The organism is Massilia sp. LjRoot122 (assembly GCF_964252725.1).
Classification (GTDB): domain Bacteria; phylum Pseudomonadota; class Gammaproteobacteria; order Burkholderiales; family Burkholderiaceae_D; genus Telluria.
Genome location: NZ_CAXUPB020000001.1, coordinates 2,113,983 through 2,128,360 on the forward strand (window position 1 = coordinate 2,113,983; position 14,378 = coordinate 2,128,360).

11 protein-coding genes are annotated in these 14,378 nt (G+C 66.9%); 9 read left to right on the top strand and 2 right to left on the bottom strand.

Annotated elements, in window-relative coordinates; genetic code table 11:
* Nucleotides 1-67: 67 nt before the first annotated feature.
* From ACSQ25_RS09350 to mhpT, 3 genes are all read left to right on the top strand, one after another.
* Nucleotides 68-1,513 (top strand): aldehyde dehydrogenase, encoded by a 1,446-nt coding sequence (locus ACSQ25_RS09350; protein ID WP_436105417.1) that lies wholly within the window; start codon nt 68-70, stop codon nt 1,511-1,513.
* An 11-nt stretch (nt 1,514-1,524) separates the two neighbouring features.
* Nucleotides 1,525-3,387: a feruloyl-CoA synthase gene (locus ACSQ25_RS09355; RefSeq protein WP_436105418.1), complete on the top strand. Its 1,863-nt coding sequence runs from the start codon at nt 1,525-1,527 to the stop codon at nt 3,385-3,387.
* Between the two features lie 70 nt (nt 3,388-3,457).
* On the top strand, nt 3,458-4,675 hold the full coding sequence (mhpT, locus tag ACSQ25_RS09360) for a 3-(3-hydroxy-phenyl)propionate transporter MhpT (RefSeq protein WP_436105419.1): 1,218 nt from the start codon (nt 3,458-3,460) through the stop codon (nt 4,673-4,675).
* 62 nt (nt 4,676-4,737) lie between these two features.
* Here mhpT and ACSQ25_RS09365 read toward each other — a convergent pair whose 3' ends face one another.
* On the bottom strand, nt 4,738-5,697 hold the full coding sequence (locus tag ACSQ25_RS09365) for an alpha/beta hydrolase (RefSeq protein ID WP_436105420.1): 960 nt from the start codon (nt 5,695-5,697) through the stop codon (nt 4,738-4,740).
* 68 nt (nt 5,698-5,765) lie between these two features.
* Nucleotides 5,766-8,033 carry a TonB-dependent receptor gene (locus ACSQ25_RS09370; RefSeq protein ID WP_436105421.1) on the bottom strand — a complete coding sequence of 756 codons (2,268 nt, stop codon included), beginning with the start codon at nt 8,031-8,033 and terminating at the stop codon, nt 5,766-5,768.
* Between the two features lie 325 nt (nt 8,034-8,358).
* Here ACSQ25_RS09370 and ACSQ25_RS09375 point away from each other — a divergent pair, with 325 nt between their 5' ends.
* Genes ACSQ25_RS09375 through ACSQ25_RS09400 form a run of 6 tightly spaced genes read left to right on the top strand, consistent with a single transcriptional unit; the run spans nt 8,359 to nt 14,376 of the window.
* Complete coding sequence (locus ACSQ25_RS09375) at nt 8,359-9,519, top strand: MFS transporter (RefSeq protein ID WP_436105422.1); 1,161 nt, start codon at nt 8,359-8,361, stop codon at nt 9,517-9,519.
* Nucleotides 9,520-9,532: 13 nt separating this feature from the next.
* Nucleotides 9,533-9,967 (top strand): GlcG/HbpS family heme-binding protein, encoded by a 435-nt coding sequence (locus ACSQ25_RS09380; RefSeq protein WP_436105423.1) that lies wholly within the window; start codon nt 9,533-9,535, stop codon nt 9,965-9,967.
* The gene (locus ACSQ25_RS09385; RefSeq protein WP_436105424.1) at nt 9,964-11,001 is read left to right on the top strand and encodes an amidohydrolase family protein; all 1,038 of its coding nucleotides are present in this window, start codon (nt 9,964-9,966) and stop codon (nt 10,999-11,001) included. The genes ACSQ25_RS09380 and ACSQ25_RS09385 overlap by 4 nt, the downstream gene beginning before the upstream one ends.
* A gap of 9 nt (nt 11,002-11,010) precedes the next feature.
* Nucleotides 11,011-11,904: a VOC family protein gene (locus ACSQ25_RS09390; RefSeq protein ID WP_436105425.1), complete on the top strand. Its 894-nt coding sequence runs from the start codon at nt 11,011-11,013 to the stop codon at nt 11,902-11,904.
* A gap of 19 nt (nt 11,905-11,923) precedes the next feature.
* Nucleotides 11,924-12,799: a fumarylacetoacetate hydrolase family protein gene (locus ACSQ25_RS09395; protein ID WP_436105426.1), complete on the top strand. Its 876-nt coding sequence runs from the start codon at nt 11,924-11,926 to the stop codon at nt 12,797-12,799.
* Nucleotides 12,796-14,376 carry a bifunctional 3-(3-hydroxy-phenyl)propionate/3-hydroxycinnamic acid hydroxylase gene (locus ACSQ25_RS09400; protein ID WP_436105427.1) on the top strand — a complete coding sequence of 527 codons (1,581 nt, stop codon included), beginning with the start codon at nt 12,796-12,798 and terminating at the stop codon, nt 14,374-14,376. The genes ACSQ25_RS09395 and ACSQ25_RS09400 overlap by 4 nt, the downstream gene beginning before the upstream one ends.
* Nucleotides 14,377-14,378 lie beyond the last annotated feature (2 nt).

Consider the following 14,378-nt stretch of genomic DNA (forward strand, 5'->3'; position numbering starts at 1 on the left):
AAGCAATGGCGGCGGCGCCTGAAGCGATGGGGGCTGCCATCGATCCAGTCAACAGAGGAGACCTCTGATGTTCCAAGCAGATCTGCTGTACGGCGGGCACGCCCGGCCCGCATCGAACGGCGCTTTTTTCGAGCGCCGCAATCCCGCCACCGGCGACGTCGCTACCCGGGCCGCGGCCGCAAGCATCGACGACGTCGATGCGGCCGTCGGCGCCGCGCGTGACGCTTTTCCGGCATGGTCCGCGATGACGCCGGGCGCCCGCCGTGCGCTCCTGCTCAAAGCCTCAGACCAGATGGAGGCTTTGCGCAGCCGCTTCGTCGAGACGGCCGTTGCCGAAGCTGGCGGTGCGCCGATGTGGTACCAGTTTAACGTGACGCTTGCCGCCAACATGCTGCGCGAAGCCGCTGCCATGACCACCCAGATTGGCGGCGAAGTCATCCCGTCGGACGTACCGGGTTCGCTGGCGATGGGCGTGCGCCAGGCCTGCGGCGTCGTGGTCGGTATCGCGCCATGGAATGCTCCGATCATCCTCGGTACGCGCGCCATCGCGATGCCGCTCGCCTGCGGCAATACCGTCATCCTGAAGGCGGCCGAGCTGTGCCCGGCACTGCATCGCCTGATCGGCCAAGTCTTTGTCGACGCCGGTTTCCCGCCAGGCGTGGTCAACGTGATCACCAACGCGCCGGACGATGCGGCACAAGTGGTCGAGCGCCTGATCGCGCACCCGGCCGTGCGACGGATCAACTTTACTGGCTCGACGAAAGTCGGGCGCATTATTGCCCAGCAGGCAGCCAGGCACCTGAAGCCGGTGCTGCTGGAACTGGGCGGGAAGAATCCGGTGGTCGTGCTGGACGACGCCGATCTCGACGCCGCCGTCGAAGCATCTGCTTTCAGCGCCTTCTTCAACCAGGGCCAGATCTGCATGTCGGCCGACCGCATCCTGGTCGATAGGAAAATTGCGTCGCAGTTCATCGAAAAGCTGGCGGCCAAGACCGTGACGCTGAAGGCCGCGCCGTCGGATGCGCCGCTTGCCGGCATGATCGATCCGGCCGCCGCTGCCCGCGTCGACGCGATGCTGCAGGATGCACGTGCACGCGGCGCCAAGGTCATCCAGTCCGCAAGCGTAGTTGAAGGCAACATCATGCAGCCGGCCATCGTCGACGATGTCACTCCCGACATGCTGGTCTACCAGGAAGAATCCTTCGGGCCGATCGTATCGGTTCTGCGTTTCGATAGCGATGAGGAAGCCATCCGGATGGCCAACGACAGCGAATACGGACTGTCGTCGGCAGTGTTCAGCCGTGACATTGGCCGTGCCATGGCAGTTGCCCAGCGCATCGAATCCGGCATTTGCCATATCAACGGTCCGACCGTGCACGACGAGGCGCAGATGCCGTTCGGCGGCGTCAAGGGCAGCGGCTACGGTCGCTTCGGCGGCAGGGCGGCGATTGCCGAGTTCACTGACCTGCGATGGATCACGGTTCAGACCGGGCCGCGCCACTTCCCGATCTGAGTGCGAACGCCATGACGAATGTATCGACCGTACGGCAGGCTAGCCGTACGAAAGCGCGCCATGTGGTGCTCGGACATCCCGAGATTGCCGCCTACCAGGTAGACGGAACCTGGCACGTCGATGCCGTGACTCCCCTGGCTCCGGTACCGGAACGCTACACCGACCGCCTCGTCAGCGGGGCGGCACAGCATCCGGAGCGGACCCTGGTAGCGCGCCGCGGTCCCCATGGCGGCTGGATCCGTATCAGCTACGCCGAGATGCTGCAACGCGTGCGCCACATTGCTCAGGCGCTGCTCGATCGCGGGCTGTCCGCGCAACGGCCGCTGGCGATCATGTCGGGTAACGACCTCGAACATTTCCAGCTCGCGCTCGGTGCGGCCTATGCCGGTATCCCATACGCGCCGATATCGCCAGCCTATTCATTGGTGGCCTCGGACTTCGGCAAACTTCGCGACCTGTTGGACCAGCTGACGCCTGGAGCGGTGTATGTGTCGGAAACGTCGATGTATGCGCGAGCGATCGAAGCGGCGTTCCCGCGCGACGCCGAACTGATCCTCGGTAGCGGGGGCATCGACGGCAAGCCATGCACGGGTTTCGCCAGCATATCGAGCACCCAGGTAAGGGACGTCGACCAGGCCAACGCATCGGTCGGGCCGGACACCATCCTCAAATTCCTGTTCACATCCGGCTCTACCAAGAAGCCGAAGGCGGTCATCACCACGAATCGTATGTTGTGCAGCAATCAGCAAATGTTGCTGCAGACTTTTCCCTTCCTGGCCGAGGAAGCGCCCGTGCTGGTGGACTGGCTGCCCTGGAACCATACCTTTGGCGGTAGCCACAACGTCGGCATTGCGCTCTACAACGGTGGCACACTGTATCTCGACGACGGCAAGCCGGCGCCCGGAGAGTTTGCATCGACTCTGAAGAATCTGCGCGAGATCGCGCCGACAGTCTACTTCAATGTCCCGAAGGGCTTCGAGATGCTCACCGATGCGCTCGAACAGGATGCCGCGCTGCGCCAGACCTTCTTCTCGCGCGTGAAGCTGTTCTTTTGTGCCGGCGCCGGCCTGTCGCAGTCGGCCTGGGACAGGCTGGATGCGGTGGCAGTCTCGCACTGTGGCGAGTCGATCCGGATCATGACAGGCCTCGGCATGACCGAGACTTCGCCCTCGTGCACCTTCGGCACCGGCGATATCGTCCGGGCCGGCTATGTCGGCGTGCCGGCGCCGGGATGCCGTGTCAAGCTCGTGCCGACGGGAGGCAAGTTCGAAGCGCGCTTCGCCGGGCCGCACGTGATGCCCGGCTACTGGCGGGCGCCGCAGCTTTCCCGTGATGCCTTCGATGAAGAAGGGTACTACTGCACCGGCGATGCCTTGCGCTTCTATGACGACACGCGTCCGGAGCTCGGCTTCATTTTCGACGGACGGATCGCCGAGGACTTCAAGCTCTCGTCCGGGACCTTCGTCAGTGTGGGTCCACTGCGCGCACGGGTAATCAGCCAGGGAGCGCCCTATGTGATGGATGTGGTGGTCACGGGAATCGATCGCGATGCGATTGGTTTGCTGGTATTCCCTCGGCTGGAGCACTGCCAGGTCTTATCCGGCCTGCCGGAGGAGTCGACACCGGAGCAGATACTCGCAAGCGGTCCGGTCCGTGACTACTTCTCGCGTCTTCTCACTGAACTGAATGCCGGCGCGAGCGGCTCCTCGAACCGCATCGATCGCTTGCTGCTGCTTGCTGATCCGCCTTCGATCGATCATCGTGAAGTGACCGACAAGGGGTCGATCAACCAGGCCGCCGTGCTTGCGCGACGGGCAGGGGTGATCGAAGCGATGTATGCAGGCAGGGCAGGCCAAACGCTTGTCGCGTCATGAACGGGCGTGGACCAAGCTGGTTCACGTTGTAGCGAATCCGGGGCCTGGAATGACCCGCAAGGAGACAAACATGCAATCCCGAGGCAATCTGCCACGCGGCGCGGCCACCATCGCGCTGTGCTTCATTACCGCGCTGCTGGAAGGCCTGGATCTGCAATCGGTCGGTATCGCCGCGCCCGGCATCGGTGCGGAGTTCAAGCTGGCGCCGGCCATGATGGGCTGGGTATTCAGTGCCGGATTGGTCGGCCTGTTGCCAGGAGCCTTTTTCGGCGGCTGGCTGGCCGACCGCATCGGCCGCAAGACGGTGCTGGTATGGGCTGTGCTGTTGTTCGGCGTCTTTTCGCTCGCCACCGCCCACGCCTGGGACTACCCGACCCTGCTGGCGGCGCGTGTCGTCACCGGGCTGGGCCTGGGGGCGGCGCTGCCGCTGCTGATTGCCATGAGCTCCGAAGCAGCGGATCCTGGCATCCGGAACACGGCGGTCAGCCTCACCTATTGTGGCGTCCCGCTCGGCGGCGCGATCGCTGCGGTGCTTGGCATGGTCGAGTTCGACAGCGGTTGGCGCGTGATTTTCTATATCGGCGGCCTGGCTCCGCTTGCAGTTGCCCTCTTGCTATTCTTTCTATTGCATGAGTCGGCGAGCTTCAGCCGTCAGGAAGCGGTCGCAGCGCAGCCGGACCGTCGCATCTCCGGGCTGTTCGGCGACCAGGTCCGGCAATCGACCTTGCTCCTGTGGCTGGCCTGCTTCTTTACCCTCACCGTGCTCTACATGCTGCTGAACTGGTTACCCTCGCTGCTGATCGGACAGGGCTATTCACGATCCCAGACTGGTGTAATCCAGGTACTGTTCAATGTCGGGGGGGCGCTTGGTTCGATCATGAGTGGGCGCATGGTCGACCGCGAACGTCCCTTGCTCGCAGTAGCGATCGTCTATGCCGGCATGTTGCTGTCGCTGGCGGGGCTCGGCCTGTCGAGCAGCTTCACCCTGATGCTTGCCGCCGGTTTCGCAGCAGGGTATTGTGCAGTCGGTGCGCAGGCCCTACTGTACGCCCGAGCCCCGGCCTTGTACGCAACGGCGATCCGGGCCACCGGGGTCGGCGCCTCGGTGTCGATCGGCAGGCTGGGTGCAATGGCCGGCCCGCTGGTTGCCGGTCAACTCCTGGCGGCAGGCGCCGGTGCGGCCGGCGTGATGTTGTCCGCGGCGCCCGGCCTGGTCGTGGCCGCCATATGCGCGTGGAAGCTGTCGGGAGGCCGGTTGTCCGGCAGGGCGGTCCCTTCGACGCGCTGACCGCTTGCAGCCATACACGGACCGGCTTGTCTTCGCGAGCGCCGGTCCTGAAGGCTGCAGGCTCAGGGCATCAGACGCGACGCCTTCATCCACTGCACGAAGTGCGCGCTCCAGTTGTCCGCGCTGGTCCCAACGGTACGCATGCCGAAGCCGTGTTCGCCCGCCGCGTACACGTGCAGCTCCGCCGGTTTGCCGGCCGCGCGCCAGTCCTCGAAGATCGGAATGCTGGCATGCCCCAGCAAACCGTCGTCCGCCGCCAGGGCAATGAAGAGCGGCGGCGCATCCTTCGGCACCGGGCGCTCCGGCGCCGCGCCATAGATCACGCCGACGAAGTCCGGCCGGCTCGCCGCGGTGTAGGCGGTGGCCACGTTCATGGCGGTCCGGCCGCCTGCGGAAAACCCGATGATGCCGATGCGCTGTCGGTCGATCCCGTAGTCATCGGCGTGCTTGCGCACCCATTCGACCGCCGCCAGGCCATCCTGCTGGGCCAGCGGCTGCGCCGCGCTGTCGGCCAGCACGTTGCGCGTCGCGCGCGGGTTTGCCTTGCCCATGCGTTCGCCGACCGTCCGCATGAAGGCAGCGGTCTCGATCGGCGTCGGGTCCAGCCGGTACTTCAGCACGAAGCAGGTGACGCCCTGCTGCGCCAGGACCTTCGCCAGCATCATGCCCTCGGTATCGAAGGATAGCGAGAGAAAGGCGCCGCCCGGCGCGATGACGAGCGCCGTGCCATTGGCCTTGCCAGGCGCCGGCATCACCGGATAGATAGCCGGCTGGGTGACGTTGCGGACGGTGCGGTGTCCGAACATGGTTTCCCAGGTTTCGCTGCCGGGCGTGCCGTCCGCCAGCAGGGGAATCGACGGCTCGGTGGCCGGGCTGGCGGGTTTCGGGGGATTCGCGGCAAAGAAGGCGGCCATGTCTTTCTTTGCCGGTGGGGCCGGCTCGGCGGCGTGCGCTGGTGCGCCATGCGCCAGCAGCAGTGCGGCAATCGCGGCACCGCGTATCAGGCTTGGTAAGGTGTGCATCGGTTCTCCATGAAAAAAAACGCCGGCGGAAGCGCGCAGCCCCACCGGCGAAAGGGAATCACTTCGCGTCAGAAACGGTAATCGAGCGACACGCCGACCCGGCGGAACGAGTTCTCGCCCAGGCCGTACGCGAAGCCCGAGCCGGCGCCCTTGCCCGGCAGCGGGTAGATGATGGCGTTCGGCACGCGCGTGTCGTTCAGGTTGCGCGCGTACAGGTTGACGCTCCAGGTATCGTCCGGCGAACGCAGCGACAGGCGCAGCGAGGAGATGGTGTGGCCGCGGAAGCTGCAATCGATGTCGTTCGAATTGCAGAAGCGCACACGGCTCTTGTAGACCAGGTCGCCTCCCAGGCGCAGCTCGTAGTCGCCCGGCAGGTCCCAGCTGTAGTCGGCGGAGAAGGTGGCCTTGTTCTTCGGCGAGTACAGCAGGCGCTGGCCGCCTACGTTGTTGTTGTCGAAGACGAAGCCGGCCGGGTACTCGGTACCGAGGATCATGGCCAGGCTCATGCCGAGCTGCAGCTGGGGCAGGGGACGCGCGCGGATGTCGGCCTCGATGCCCTTGCTGGTCACTTCCGGCACGTTCAGCGGGATGCAGCTCAGGGCGCCGACCGCGGTCAGGGTGCAGTTCTGCTCCTGGAAGTCCTTGATCTTGGTGTGGAAGGCGGCCAGGTCGACGTCCAGGCGGCGCTCCAGGAAGGACAGCTTGGTGCCCACTTCGAAGCTGGTCGGCAGTTCCGGCCGTACCAGCTTGCCGGTGTAGCTGCCGGCAGTGGCGGCTGCCGCCACCGCCGAATCGTTGTCGATCTGCGGGCCCTTGTAGCCGCGGCTCAGGGTGGCATACAGATTGGCGTCGCGCGAGACCGTGTGCTGCAGGCCCACCTTGCCCGAGATGTTGGTTTCGCGTGCGTCGCCCCTGGCGCTCTTGACGCTGGCCGGCAGCGCGAACGGGGCGAAGCGGACCACGCTGTTCAACAGGTAGTCGCTGTCGACGCGGTCGCGGGTGTAGCGCAGGCCGGCAATCAGGCTGGTCGCTTCGCTCAGGCGGAAGGTGGTCTGGCCGAACAGCGCGCTGGTGGTGACGTTCGCGGATTCCGTCGTGTCGTTGACGATCGAGCGCGGCACCGGCGGCGAAGGCAGCGCGGGATTTGGCAGGATGGTCGTGATGGTCTGCTTGTCGAAGGACGAATCGGCGTAGAACAGGCCGACCACGTATTCGATCGGCTGCTTGGCGGGCGAAGCGATGCGCAGCTCCTGCGAGAACTGCTTCGCGTCCTGGATCGGGGTCAGGTTGCGGATCTTGTCGTAGCCTTCCGACATATCGATCGAGGCGTAGTTGGGGCCGACCTCACGGGTGCGGTAGGCGGTGATCGAGGTCAGGGTGTTGCCGCCGGCGAGAGTCCAGTCGACCTGGCCGGAGAAGCCGCGCACCTGGGCGCGCGACAGTTCCGGCCCGTCCGAGCAGACTTCGTTGTTGGTGCGCGAGACGGTCACGCCGCAGGCGGCGAATTCGCTCAGCGGACGGTGGTTGCCGGCCGTGTTGACGGCGTTGGCGATGGCCGGCGCGAAGAATACGGCGTTCTTGCTTTTCGAGTTCGAGGCTTCGGCGATCAGGTTGACGGCCAGGTCGCTGTTCGGCTTGAGCAGGTAGCGCAGGCGCAGGCCGCCGTTGTCGGTGACGCTGTCCTTGCCCGTGTGAACGTTGTGGTAGACGCCTTCGTTACGTTCGGCGATCCCGGATACGCGCAGGGCCGAGATGTCGTTCAGCGGCACATTCGCGGTGGCGCGGATGGCGCTGCCGTACTTGCCCTTGAATTCGAGCGCCACGTTGCCACCGGAATCGCCGATGATCGGGGCCTGGGTCGACATGTTCAGCACACCGGCCGAGGCGTTCTTGCCGAACAGCGTGCCTTGCGGACCGCGCAGCACCTCGACCCGCGCCAGGTCCAGCATCAGGCCGCTCGCCGTCGAGCCCTGGGGAACGCCGTCGACCACCACGCCGACCGAGCTTTCGGCCGATACCGTCATCACGGCGGTGCCGATGCCGCGGATCGAGGCGCTGCCGCCCGGGCCGCTGGTCGACTGCTGGTCGCCGAATTCGAGCGCCGCAGCGGTCTTGGCCAGGTCGCCGATGTCCTTGACGCCGGCGCGCTCCAGCTGGGCCGCGTTCACGACCGTGATCGCGACCGGCACTTCCTTGATGCTCTGGGCGCGCTTCTGCGCGGTCACGACCACGGTCTCGATGCCTTGCTCGGCTTTCTTGACGGCGGCCGGCGAGGCGCCGCTGGCGTCCGACTGGGCGAAGGCGGGGTTCCAGATCGCCGCAAGGCTTACGCTCAATACAGTCAATGGTCCAAGCGCGGATGGGGTACGCGGTGAGGGCATGTCGTCTCCTGTTATATGCCGGTCCCGTGGGACGGCGTGTTGTCGTTGGTCTTTCCTGGGGATGGTCCGGAGTCTTGCGCTCCAGCTCAGTCGAATCGAGTATAGGCATGGCCGGCGGCCGATCTGAAGTCGTAATCCGTGATACCAGCTATCGCCCGGCGAAGGTGATGATCAAATCGCCGATCAATCGCAAACGCTGATACGTCGTATTGAAACTCTGGCCTTCGGTGCAGGCACCGCCGCTGCTATCGTTGCTTTCAAACGATAACGGAGACATCCCATGCACATCCTTCCTCCCGGCCGCGGCCCGGACAGTGGACGCGGTCGCGCCATCCTCATGCTCTGCCACTTCGTCGGCATGGTCGACCTGGTGGCGCTGCCGGTCTGGGTCGGCGCCCTGGTGCAGCACTACGGCTTCGACCTCGAACATGCGGGCATGATCGTGACCGCCTTCCTGCTTGGTGCGGTCGCGGCCAGCCTGTTCGCGGCGCCGATTTTCAACCGGCTGCCGCGCCTGGCCTGCGTCGTTGGCGGCTACGGCGTCGCCGCCCTGGCATTTTTCGGCGCCGCCCAGGCGACCAGCTTCCCGGTACTCGCCGGGCTGCACCTGGTTGCCGGTTGCGCCGCCGGGATGGCGCTGTCGGTCACGCACGGCACCATCGGCAGGAGCGGCAATCCGCACAAGCTGTTCGCCATCGTCGGCACGGCCCTGGGCGTGGCCGCGGTAGGTTTCTATGCGGCGGTGCCGCCTGCGATCGCCGCCCACGGCGGCAGCGTGCTCTTTAAAGTGTTTGCAGGCCTCATGGCGCTGGCGGCCCTGGCTGCGCTGGGCTTCCCCCAGGTGGCCAGCCGCGCGGAACAGGCTGGCGCCGCCGCGCCGCTGCCGCGCGCCGCATGGTGGGCGATCTTCGGCGTCAGCAGCATGGCGCTGAACCAGGCGCTCACCTACAGCATGCTGGACCGGGTCGGCATCATGCGCGGCTTCAGCCAGGAGCAGGTCAATCAGTTATTGGTGGTATGCGGCCTGGTCAACCTGCTGCCGGCCGCGATCGCGGGTCTGCTCCAGAAGCGCCTGAATCCGGTGCGCGTCGCGCTGGTGGCGGCGCCCCTGCAGGCCATCCTGGCGGTCGCCATCAGCCAGTCCACGGGCTATACCGGCTATGCCTTGGCCGCCAGCGTGTACGCGGCGGTGCTGATCTTCATGCACACCTTCCTGTTCGGCCTGATCGCAAGGCTCGACCCGAGCGGACGCGCGCTGGCCTCGACCCCGGCCATGATGATGACCGGCTCGGCGATCGGTCCGGCGCTGGCAGGCGCGGTGGCGATGCGCGCGGGCTTCGATGGCCTGGCGATGCTGGCGGTAGGGGTGGGCGCCGCGGCGACCCTGTTTTTCTCGCTGGTGGCGCGCCGGGCCGGCGCCGCCGCCGCACAAACGATCTGAGATGGAGATTGAAATGAACAATCACGGTGCCTTGAGCCTGGTGCAGGCAAACCGTATCGTCAGCGAAGCCCTGTTCGCCGCGCGTCGCGCCGGCATGCCGCCAGTGGCGGTAGTGGTGTTGGATGCCTCCGGCCACCCCGTGTGCTTGCAGCGCGAAGATGGGGCAAGCATGTTGCGGGTCGATATCGCCGGCGGCAAGGCATGGGCGGCGGTCGGCATGGGCGTGTCGAGCCGCGTGCTGCACGGACGCGCGCAGGGCAACCCGGCCTTCTTCAACGCGCTGTCCGCCAACAGCAACGGCAAGTTCATCCCCCAGACCGGCGCGGTAGTGATCAAGGGACCCGACGGTGAAGTCGTGGGCGCGGTCGGCGCCAGCGGCGGCAGCGGCGAGGAAGACGAAGCGATCTGCATCGCCGGTGTCACCGCCATCGGAATGGCAGCGGCATGACCGGACTGCAGCGACACACGCCCGCTTGCGCCTGCGGCATCGACGTGCACGCGCACGTGATCCCGCATGATTTCCCGCGTTACCTCGGCAATGCGATTCCCGCCGACTGGCCGTCGATGGTGCCGGCCCATGCCTGCCACCGCCACGTGATGGTGTCCGGGAAGGTCTACCGCACGGTCTCGGAGCGCGCCTGGAACCCGAGCCGGCGCATCGAGGACATGGAGCCCATGGGCCTGTCGCACCAGGCGATCTCGCCGATGCCCGAACTCTTGTCCTACTGGATGGAGCCGCATGCCGCGGCCCAGCTGCTGCGCTATGTGAACGAGCAGATCGCGGAGATGGCGGCGCTGTCCGGCGGCCGCCTGGTCGGCATGGGGGCGGTGCCCTTGCAGGATATGGACCTGGCGCTGGCCGAACTTGATTATCTTTCCGACAAGCTGGGCTTCCGCGCTGTCGAAATCGGCAGCAACATCAATGGCAAGCCGCCCGGCGCGCCGGAATTCGCCCCGTTCTTCGCTGCCTGCGCCGAGAAAGGCGTGGCCGTGTTCGTGCATGCGCTGAAACCCGCTGGCACCGAGCGCCTGGTCGGCCCGGCCAAGCTGCTGCCGGCACTGGCCTATCCGACCGACGTCGGCCTGGCCGCGGCCTCGGTGCTGACGATGAACCTGATGGGGCGCCACCCCGGCCTGCGCATGGCCTTCAGCCACGGCGGCGGCACCCTGGCGATGCTGCTGCCGCGCCTGGAGCAGGCGCGCAAGGTGTTCCCGGAGCTGCTCGAGGCCATGCCCGTGAGCCCGTCCGAGCAGGCGCGCCGGCTCTACTACGACACCCTGGTGTTCGATCCGGCTACCCTGAACCAACTGGTGGAGCGCTTCGGCGCGAGCCAGCTGATGATCGGCACCGATTACCCCTTCGCCTTCCACGACGCGCGCCCGGTCGAGAGCATCGCCACTGCGATTGCCGACCTGGAGGTACGTGCACAACTGACAACCCATAACGCCGCGCGCTTCCTCGCGCTCGGCATCGACGCATAAGGAGTCCCCATGCCAGCATCCCCAGCCGGCCAACTGCGCAGCATCGCCATCGGCGTCACCGACCTCGAGGCGGCCGAGCGCTTCTATACCAGCACCTGGAACCTGGAAACCGTGGCGCGCACGCCGGACGCAGCCTACCTGCGCGGCTCGGGCAGCTTCCACCACATCCTGGCGCTGCATCGCAGCAGCAAGCCGGAGGTGCGCAACGTGAGCTTCAGCGTCGCCGCCGCGGCCGACCTCGAGACGATTGCGGCGCGCACCCAGCAGCATGGCGGCCGCGTGCTGGCCGGTCCGCAGCCGGTCGAGGAGCCGGGCGGCGGCACGGCCGTCGTCATCGCCGATCCGCAAGGAAGGATCCTGCGTTTCGTGCACGGCGATGCGCGCCATCCCGGCGTCGCACAGCGCGACGCACCGGAGCGCATCACCCACGTCGTGTTCAACAGCGCCGACGTCGCCGTGGCCCAGCGTTTCTTCGAAGAGGCGCTCGGCTTCTGCCTGTCGGACCGCACGAAGATCATGGCCTTCATGCGCTGCAACAGCGACCACCACAGCATCGCGCTGGCCGATTCCGATTCCGACACCTTGAACCACATCGCCTTCGTGATGCCGGACCTGGACGCCGTGATGCGCGGCGCCGGGCGCATGCTTGATGCCGGCTGGCCGATCGAGTGGGGCGTGGGCCGCCACGGCCCCGGCAACAACGTGTTCTCGTACTTCGTCGGTCCGGACGATTTCGTCATCGAGTACACCGCCGACGTGCTGCAGGTCGACGACAGCTACCAGACCGGCGGACCCTCGGACTGGACCTGGCCGGCAGGACGCTTCGACCAGTGGGGCGTGTCGAAGCCGCCCTCCGACCGCATCAAGCAGGCCCAGAAAAAAATCCGCTTCATCGAACACTAAGCCAAGACAGGAGAAGACCTTGAAATTCACGACTTACCGCACCCCTGACGGCGCCGCCCGCCTGGCTGTCCTCGACGGGGACAGCGTGATCGACCTGAACCGCGTGCTGCCGGAGGTGCCCAGCGATATCCGCGCCGCGCTGCTGGCCGGCGTCGACCTGGTCGCGGCGGCGCGCCGCGCCATCGAACTGGCTGGGCCAGCCGACCGCCAGCCGCTGGCCGGCCTGGCGCTGGCGCCGGTGGTGCCGGAGCCGGGCAAGACCGTCTGCCTGGGCCTGAATTATTACGACCACGCCGCCGAGAGCGGCCGCGACAAGCCGACCTACCCGTGGTTCTTCCTGCGCGCCACCACTTCGCTGCTGGCGCATGGCGAGGGCTCTCCGCTGCCCCTGGTCTCGGAACGCCTCGACTGGGAAGCCGAGCTGGCGGTGGTGATCGGCAAGCGCGCGCGCCACGTGCAGCGTGAGGCCGCGCTGGACTACGTGTTCGGCTACGCCTGCTTCAACGACATCTCGGTGCGCGACTACCAGAAACGCACCCCGCAATGGACGATCGGTAAGAACTTCGACCGTACCGGCGCGCTCGGCCCGACCTTGGTCAGCGCCGACGAGCTGCCGGCCGGCGGCGCCGGCCTGCGCATCCAGTCGCGCCTGAACGGACAGGTGATGCAGGACGCGAACACGGCCGACATGATCTGGGACGTGGCCGAGACCATCGCGCTGCTGTCCGAATGCCTGACGCTGGAGCCGGGCGACGTGATCGCCATGGGTACCCCGGCCGGGGTCGGCCAGTCGCGCGTGCCGCCGGTGTGGATGAAGGATGGCGACACCATCGAAATCGAGATCGAGGGCGTCGGCCTGCTGGTCAACCGTATCGAAAGCGAAATCCGGCCATGACGACCCTGCGTGACCAGTCGGGCTACGACGTGGTGGTGGTCGGCTTCGGCCCCTCCGGCGCGGTGGCCGCCGCGCTGCTGGCCCAGGCCGGCGTGCGCACCCTGGTGGTGGACCGCAGCGACGAGGTCTATCCGAAGCCGCGCGCCATCGCCCTCGACCACGAGATCATGCGGGTGTTCCAGAACCTCGGACTGCAGGATGCCATTGCGCCGTACTGCGAACCGTTCACACCCTCCGAGTACTACGGCGTCGACGGCCAGCTGATCAAGCGCCTGGCCACCGTGGCGCCGCCATACCCGCTCGGCCATACGCCCTCGATGGTGTTCACCCAGCCGCCGGTGGAACAGGCGCTGCGCGCGCATGTCCAGTCCCACCTGCTGGTCGACGTGGCGCTGGGCCAGCGCTTCGTCAGCCTGGAGCAGCACGATGACGATGTCAGCGTGCGCCTCGACGGGGCCGACGGCAAGCGCAGCACCGTGCATGCGCGCTACGTCATCGGTTGCGACGGCGCTTCGAGCGCCGTGCGCGAAGCGGTCGGCATCCAGCTCGACGACCTCCAGTTCGACGAACCCTGGCTGGTGATCGACGTCCAGGTCAACGAGCGCGGGCTGGCCAAGCTGCCGACAACCAGCGTGCAGTACTGCGAGCCGGCACGCCCCTGTACCTATGTCATCGGACCGGGAAACCACCGGCGCTGGGAGATCTCGCTGCTGCCGGGCGAAGACCCGGCCTATATGGCGACCGAAGAGGGCGCCTGGAGCGTGCTGCGGCGCTGGATCGGGCCGGAAGACGCCACCCTGTGGCGCCAGGCCAGCTACCGCTTCCATGCCCTGGTGGCGCGCGACTGGCGCAAAGGGCGGGTGTTCATTGCCGGCGACGCGGCCCACCAGCAGCCGCCCTTCCTGGGGCAAGGCATGTGCCAGGGCGTACGCGACGTCGCCAACCTGGTGTGGAAGCTGCGCATGGTGCTGGACGGCGAAGCGAGCGACGCACTGCTCGATACCTATGCCGAAGAACGGCGCGAACACGTGCGCCGCCTGACCACGCGCATCAAGGAAATCGGGGCCGTCATCTGCGAGCGCGACGTCGGCGCCGCCCGGGCCCGCGACGCCAGCCTGCTCGAGGCGGCCGGCGGCACCATCAAGACGGTGCCGCGCCAGGACATCATCCCGTCCCTGAGCGGCGGCCTGCTCGACAGCGAGGCGCGCAGCGCAACCGGCGTGCTGTTCCCGCAGCCGCGCGTGCACGGCCCGGCCGGCCCGGTGCTGCTGGACGCACTGGCCGGCTCCGGCTGGCGCATCGTCACCAGCCTGCGCCGCGAGCAGCTGCCGCCCGAATTGGCCGAGATGGCAGGCGCGCTCGGCATGCTGGCCTGCGTGGCGCCGGGCGAGCAGGATTTTTCGAGCGGACCGCACTACCTGCAGACCGGGGAGCTCGACGGCGTGCTCGCCGCCTGGTTCGACCGCTACCGCTGCCGCGCGGCGCTGGTGCGCCCGGATCACTACGTGTATGGGGTGGCGGACAGCGGCGAGGCGATCGCCGCCATGCTGGCCGGGCTGCTGCAACGACTGAAATAAAA

Bases quoted from the DNA above. Each gene is read 5' to 3' on its own strand.
- ACSQ25_RS09350 (WP_436105417.1), top strand. From the start codon at position 68: ATGTTCCAAGCAGATCTGCTGTACGGCGGGCACGCCCGGCCCGCATCG.
- ACSQ25_RS09355 (WP_436105418.1), top strand. From the start codon at position 1,525: ATGACGAATGTATCGACCGTACGGCAGGCTAGCCGTACGAAAGCGCGC.
- mhpT (WP_436105419.1), top strand. From the start codon at position 3,458: ATGCAATCCCGAGGCAATCTGCCACGCGGCGCGGCCACCATCGCGCTG.
- ACSQ25_RS09365 (WP_436105420.1), bottom strand. From the start codon at position 5,697: ATGCACACCTTACCAAGCCTGATACGCGGTGCCGCGATTGCCGCACTG.
- ACSQ25_RS09375 (WP_436105422.1), top strand. From the start codon at position 8,359: ATGCACATCCTTCCTCCCGGCCGCGGCCCGGACAGTGGACGCGGTCGC.
- ACSQ25_RS09380 (WP_436105423.1), top strand. From the start codon at position 9,533: ATGAACAATCACGGTGCCTTGAGCCTGGTGCAGGCAAACCGTATCGTC.
- ACSQ25_RS09385 (WP_436105424.1), top strand. From the start codon at position 9,964: ATGACCGGACTGCAGCGACACACGCCCGCTTGCGCCTGCGGCATCGAC.
- ACSQ25_RS09390 (WP_436105425.1), top strand. From the start codon at position 11,011: ATGCCAGCATCCCCAGCCGGCCAACTGCGCAGCATCGCCATCGGCGTC.
- ACSQ25_RS09400 (WP_436105427.1), top strand. From the start codon at position 12,796: ATGACGACCCTGCGTGACCAGTCGGGCTACGACGTGGTGGTGGTCGGC.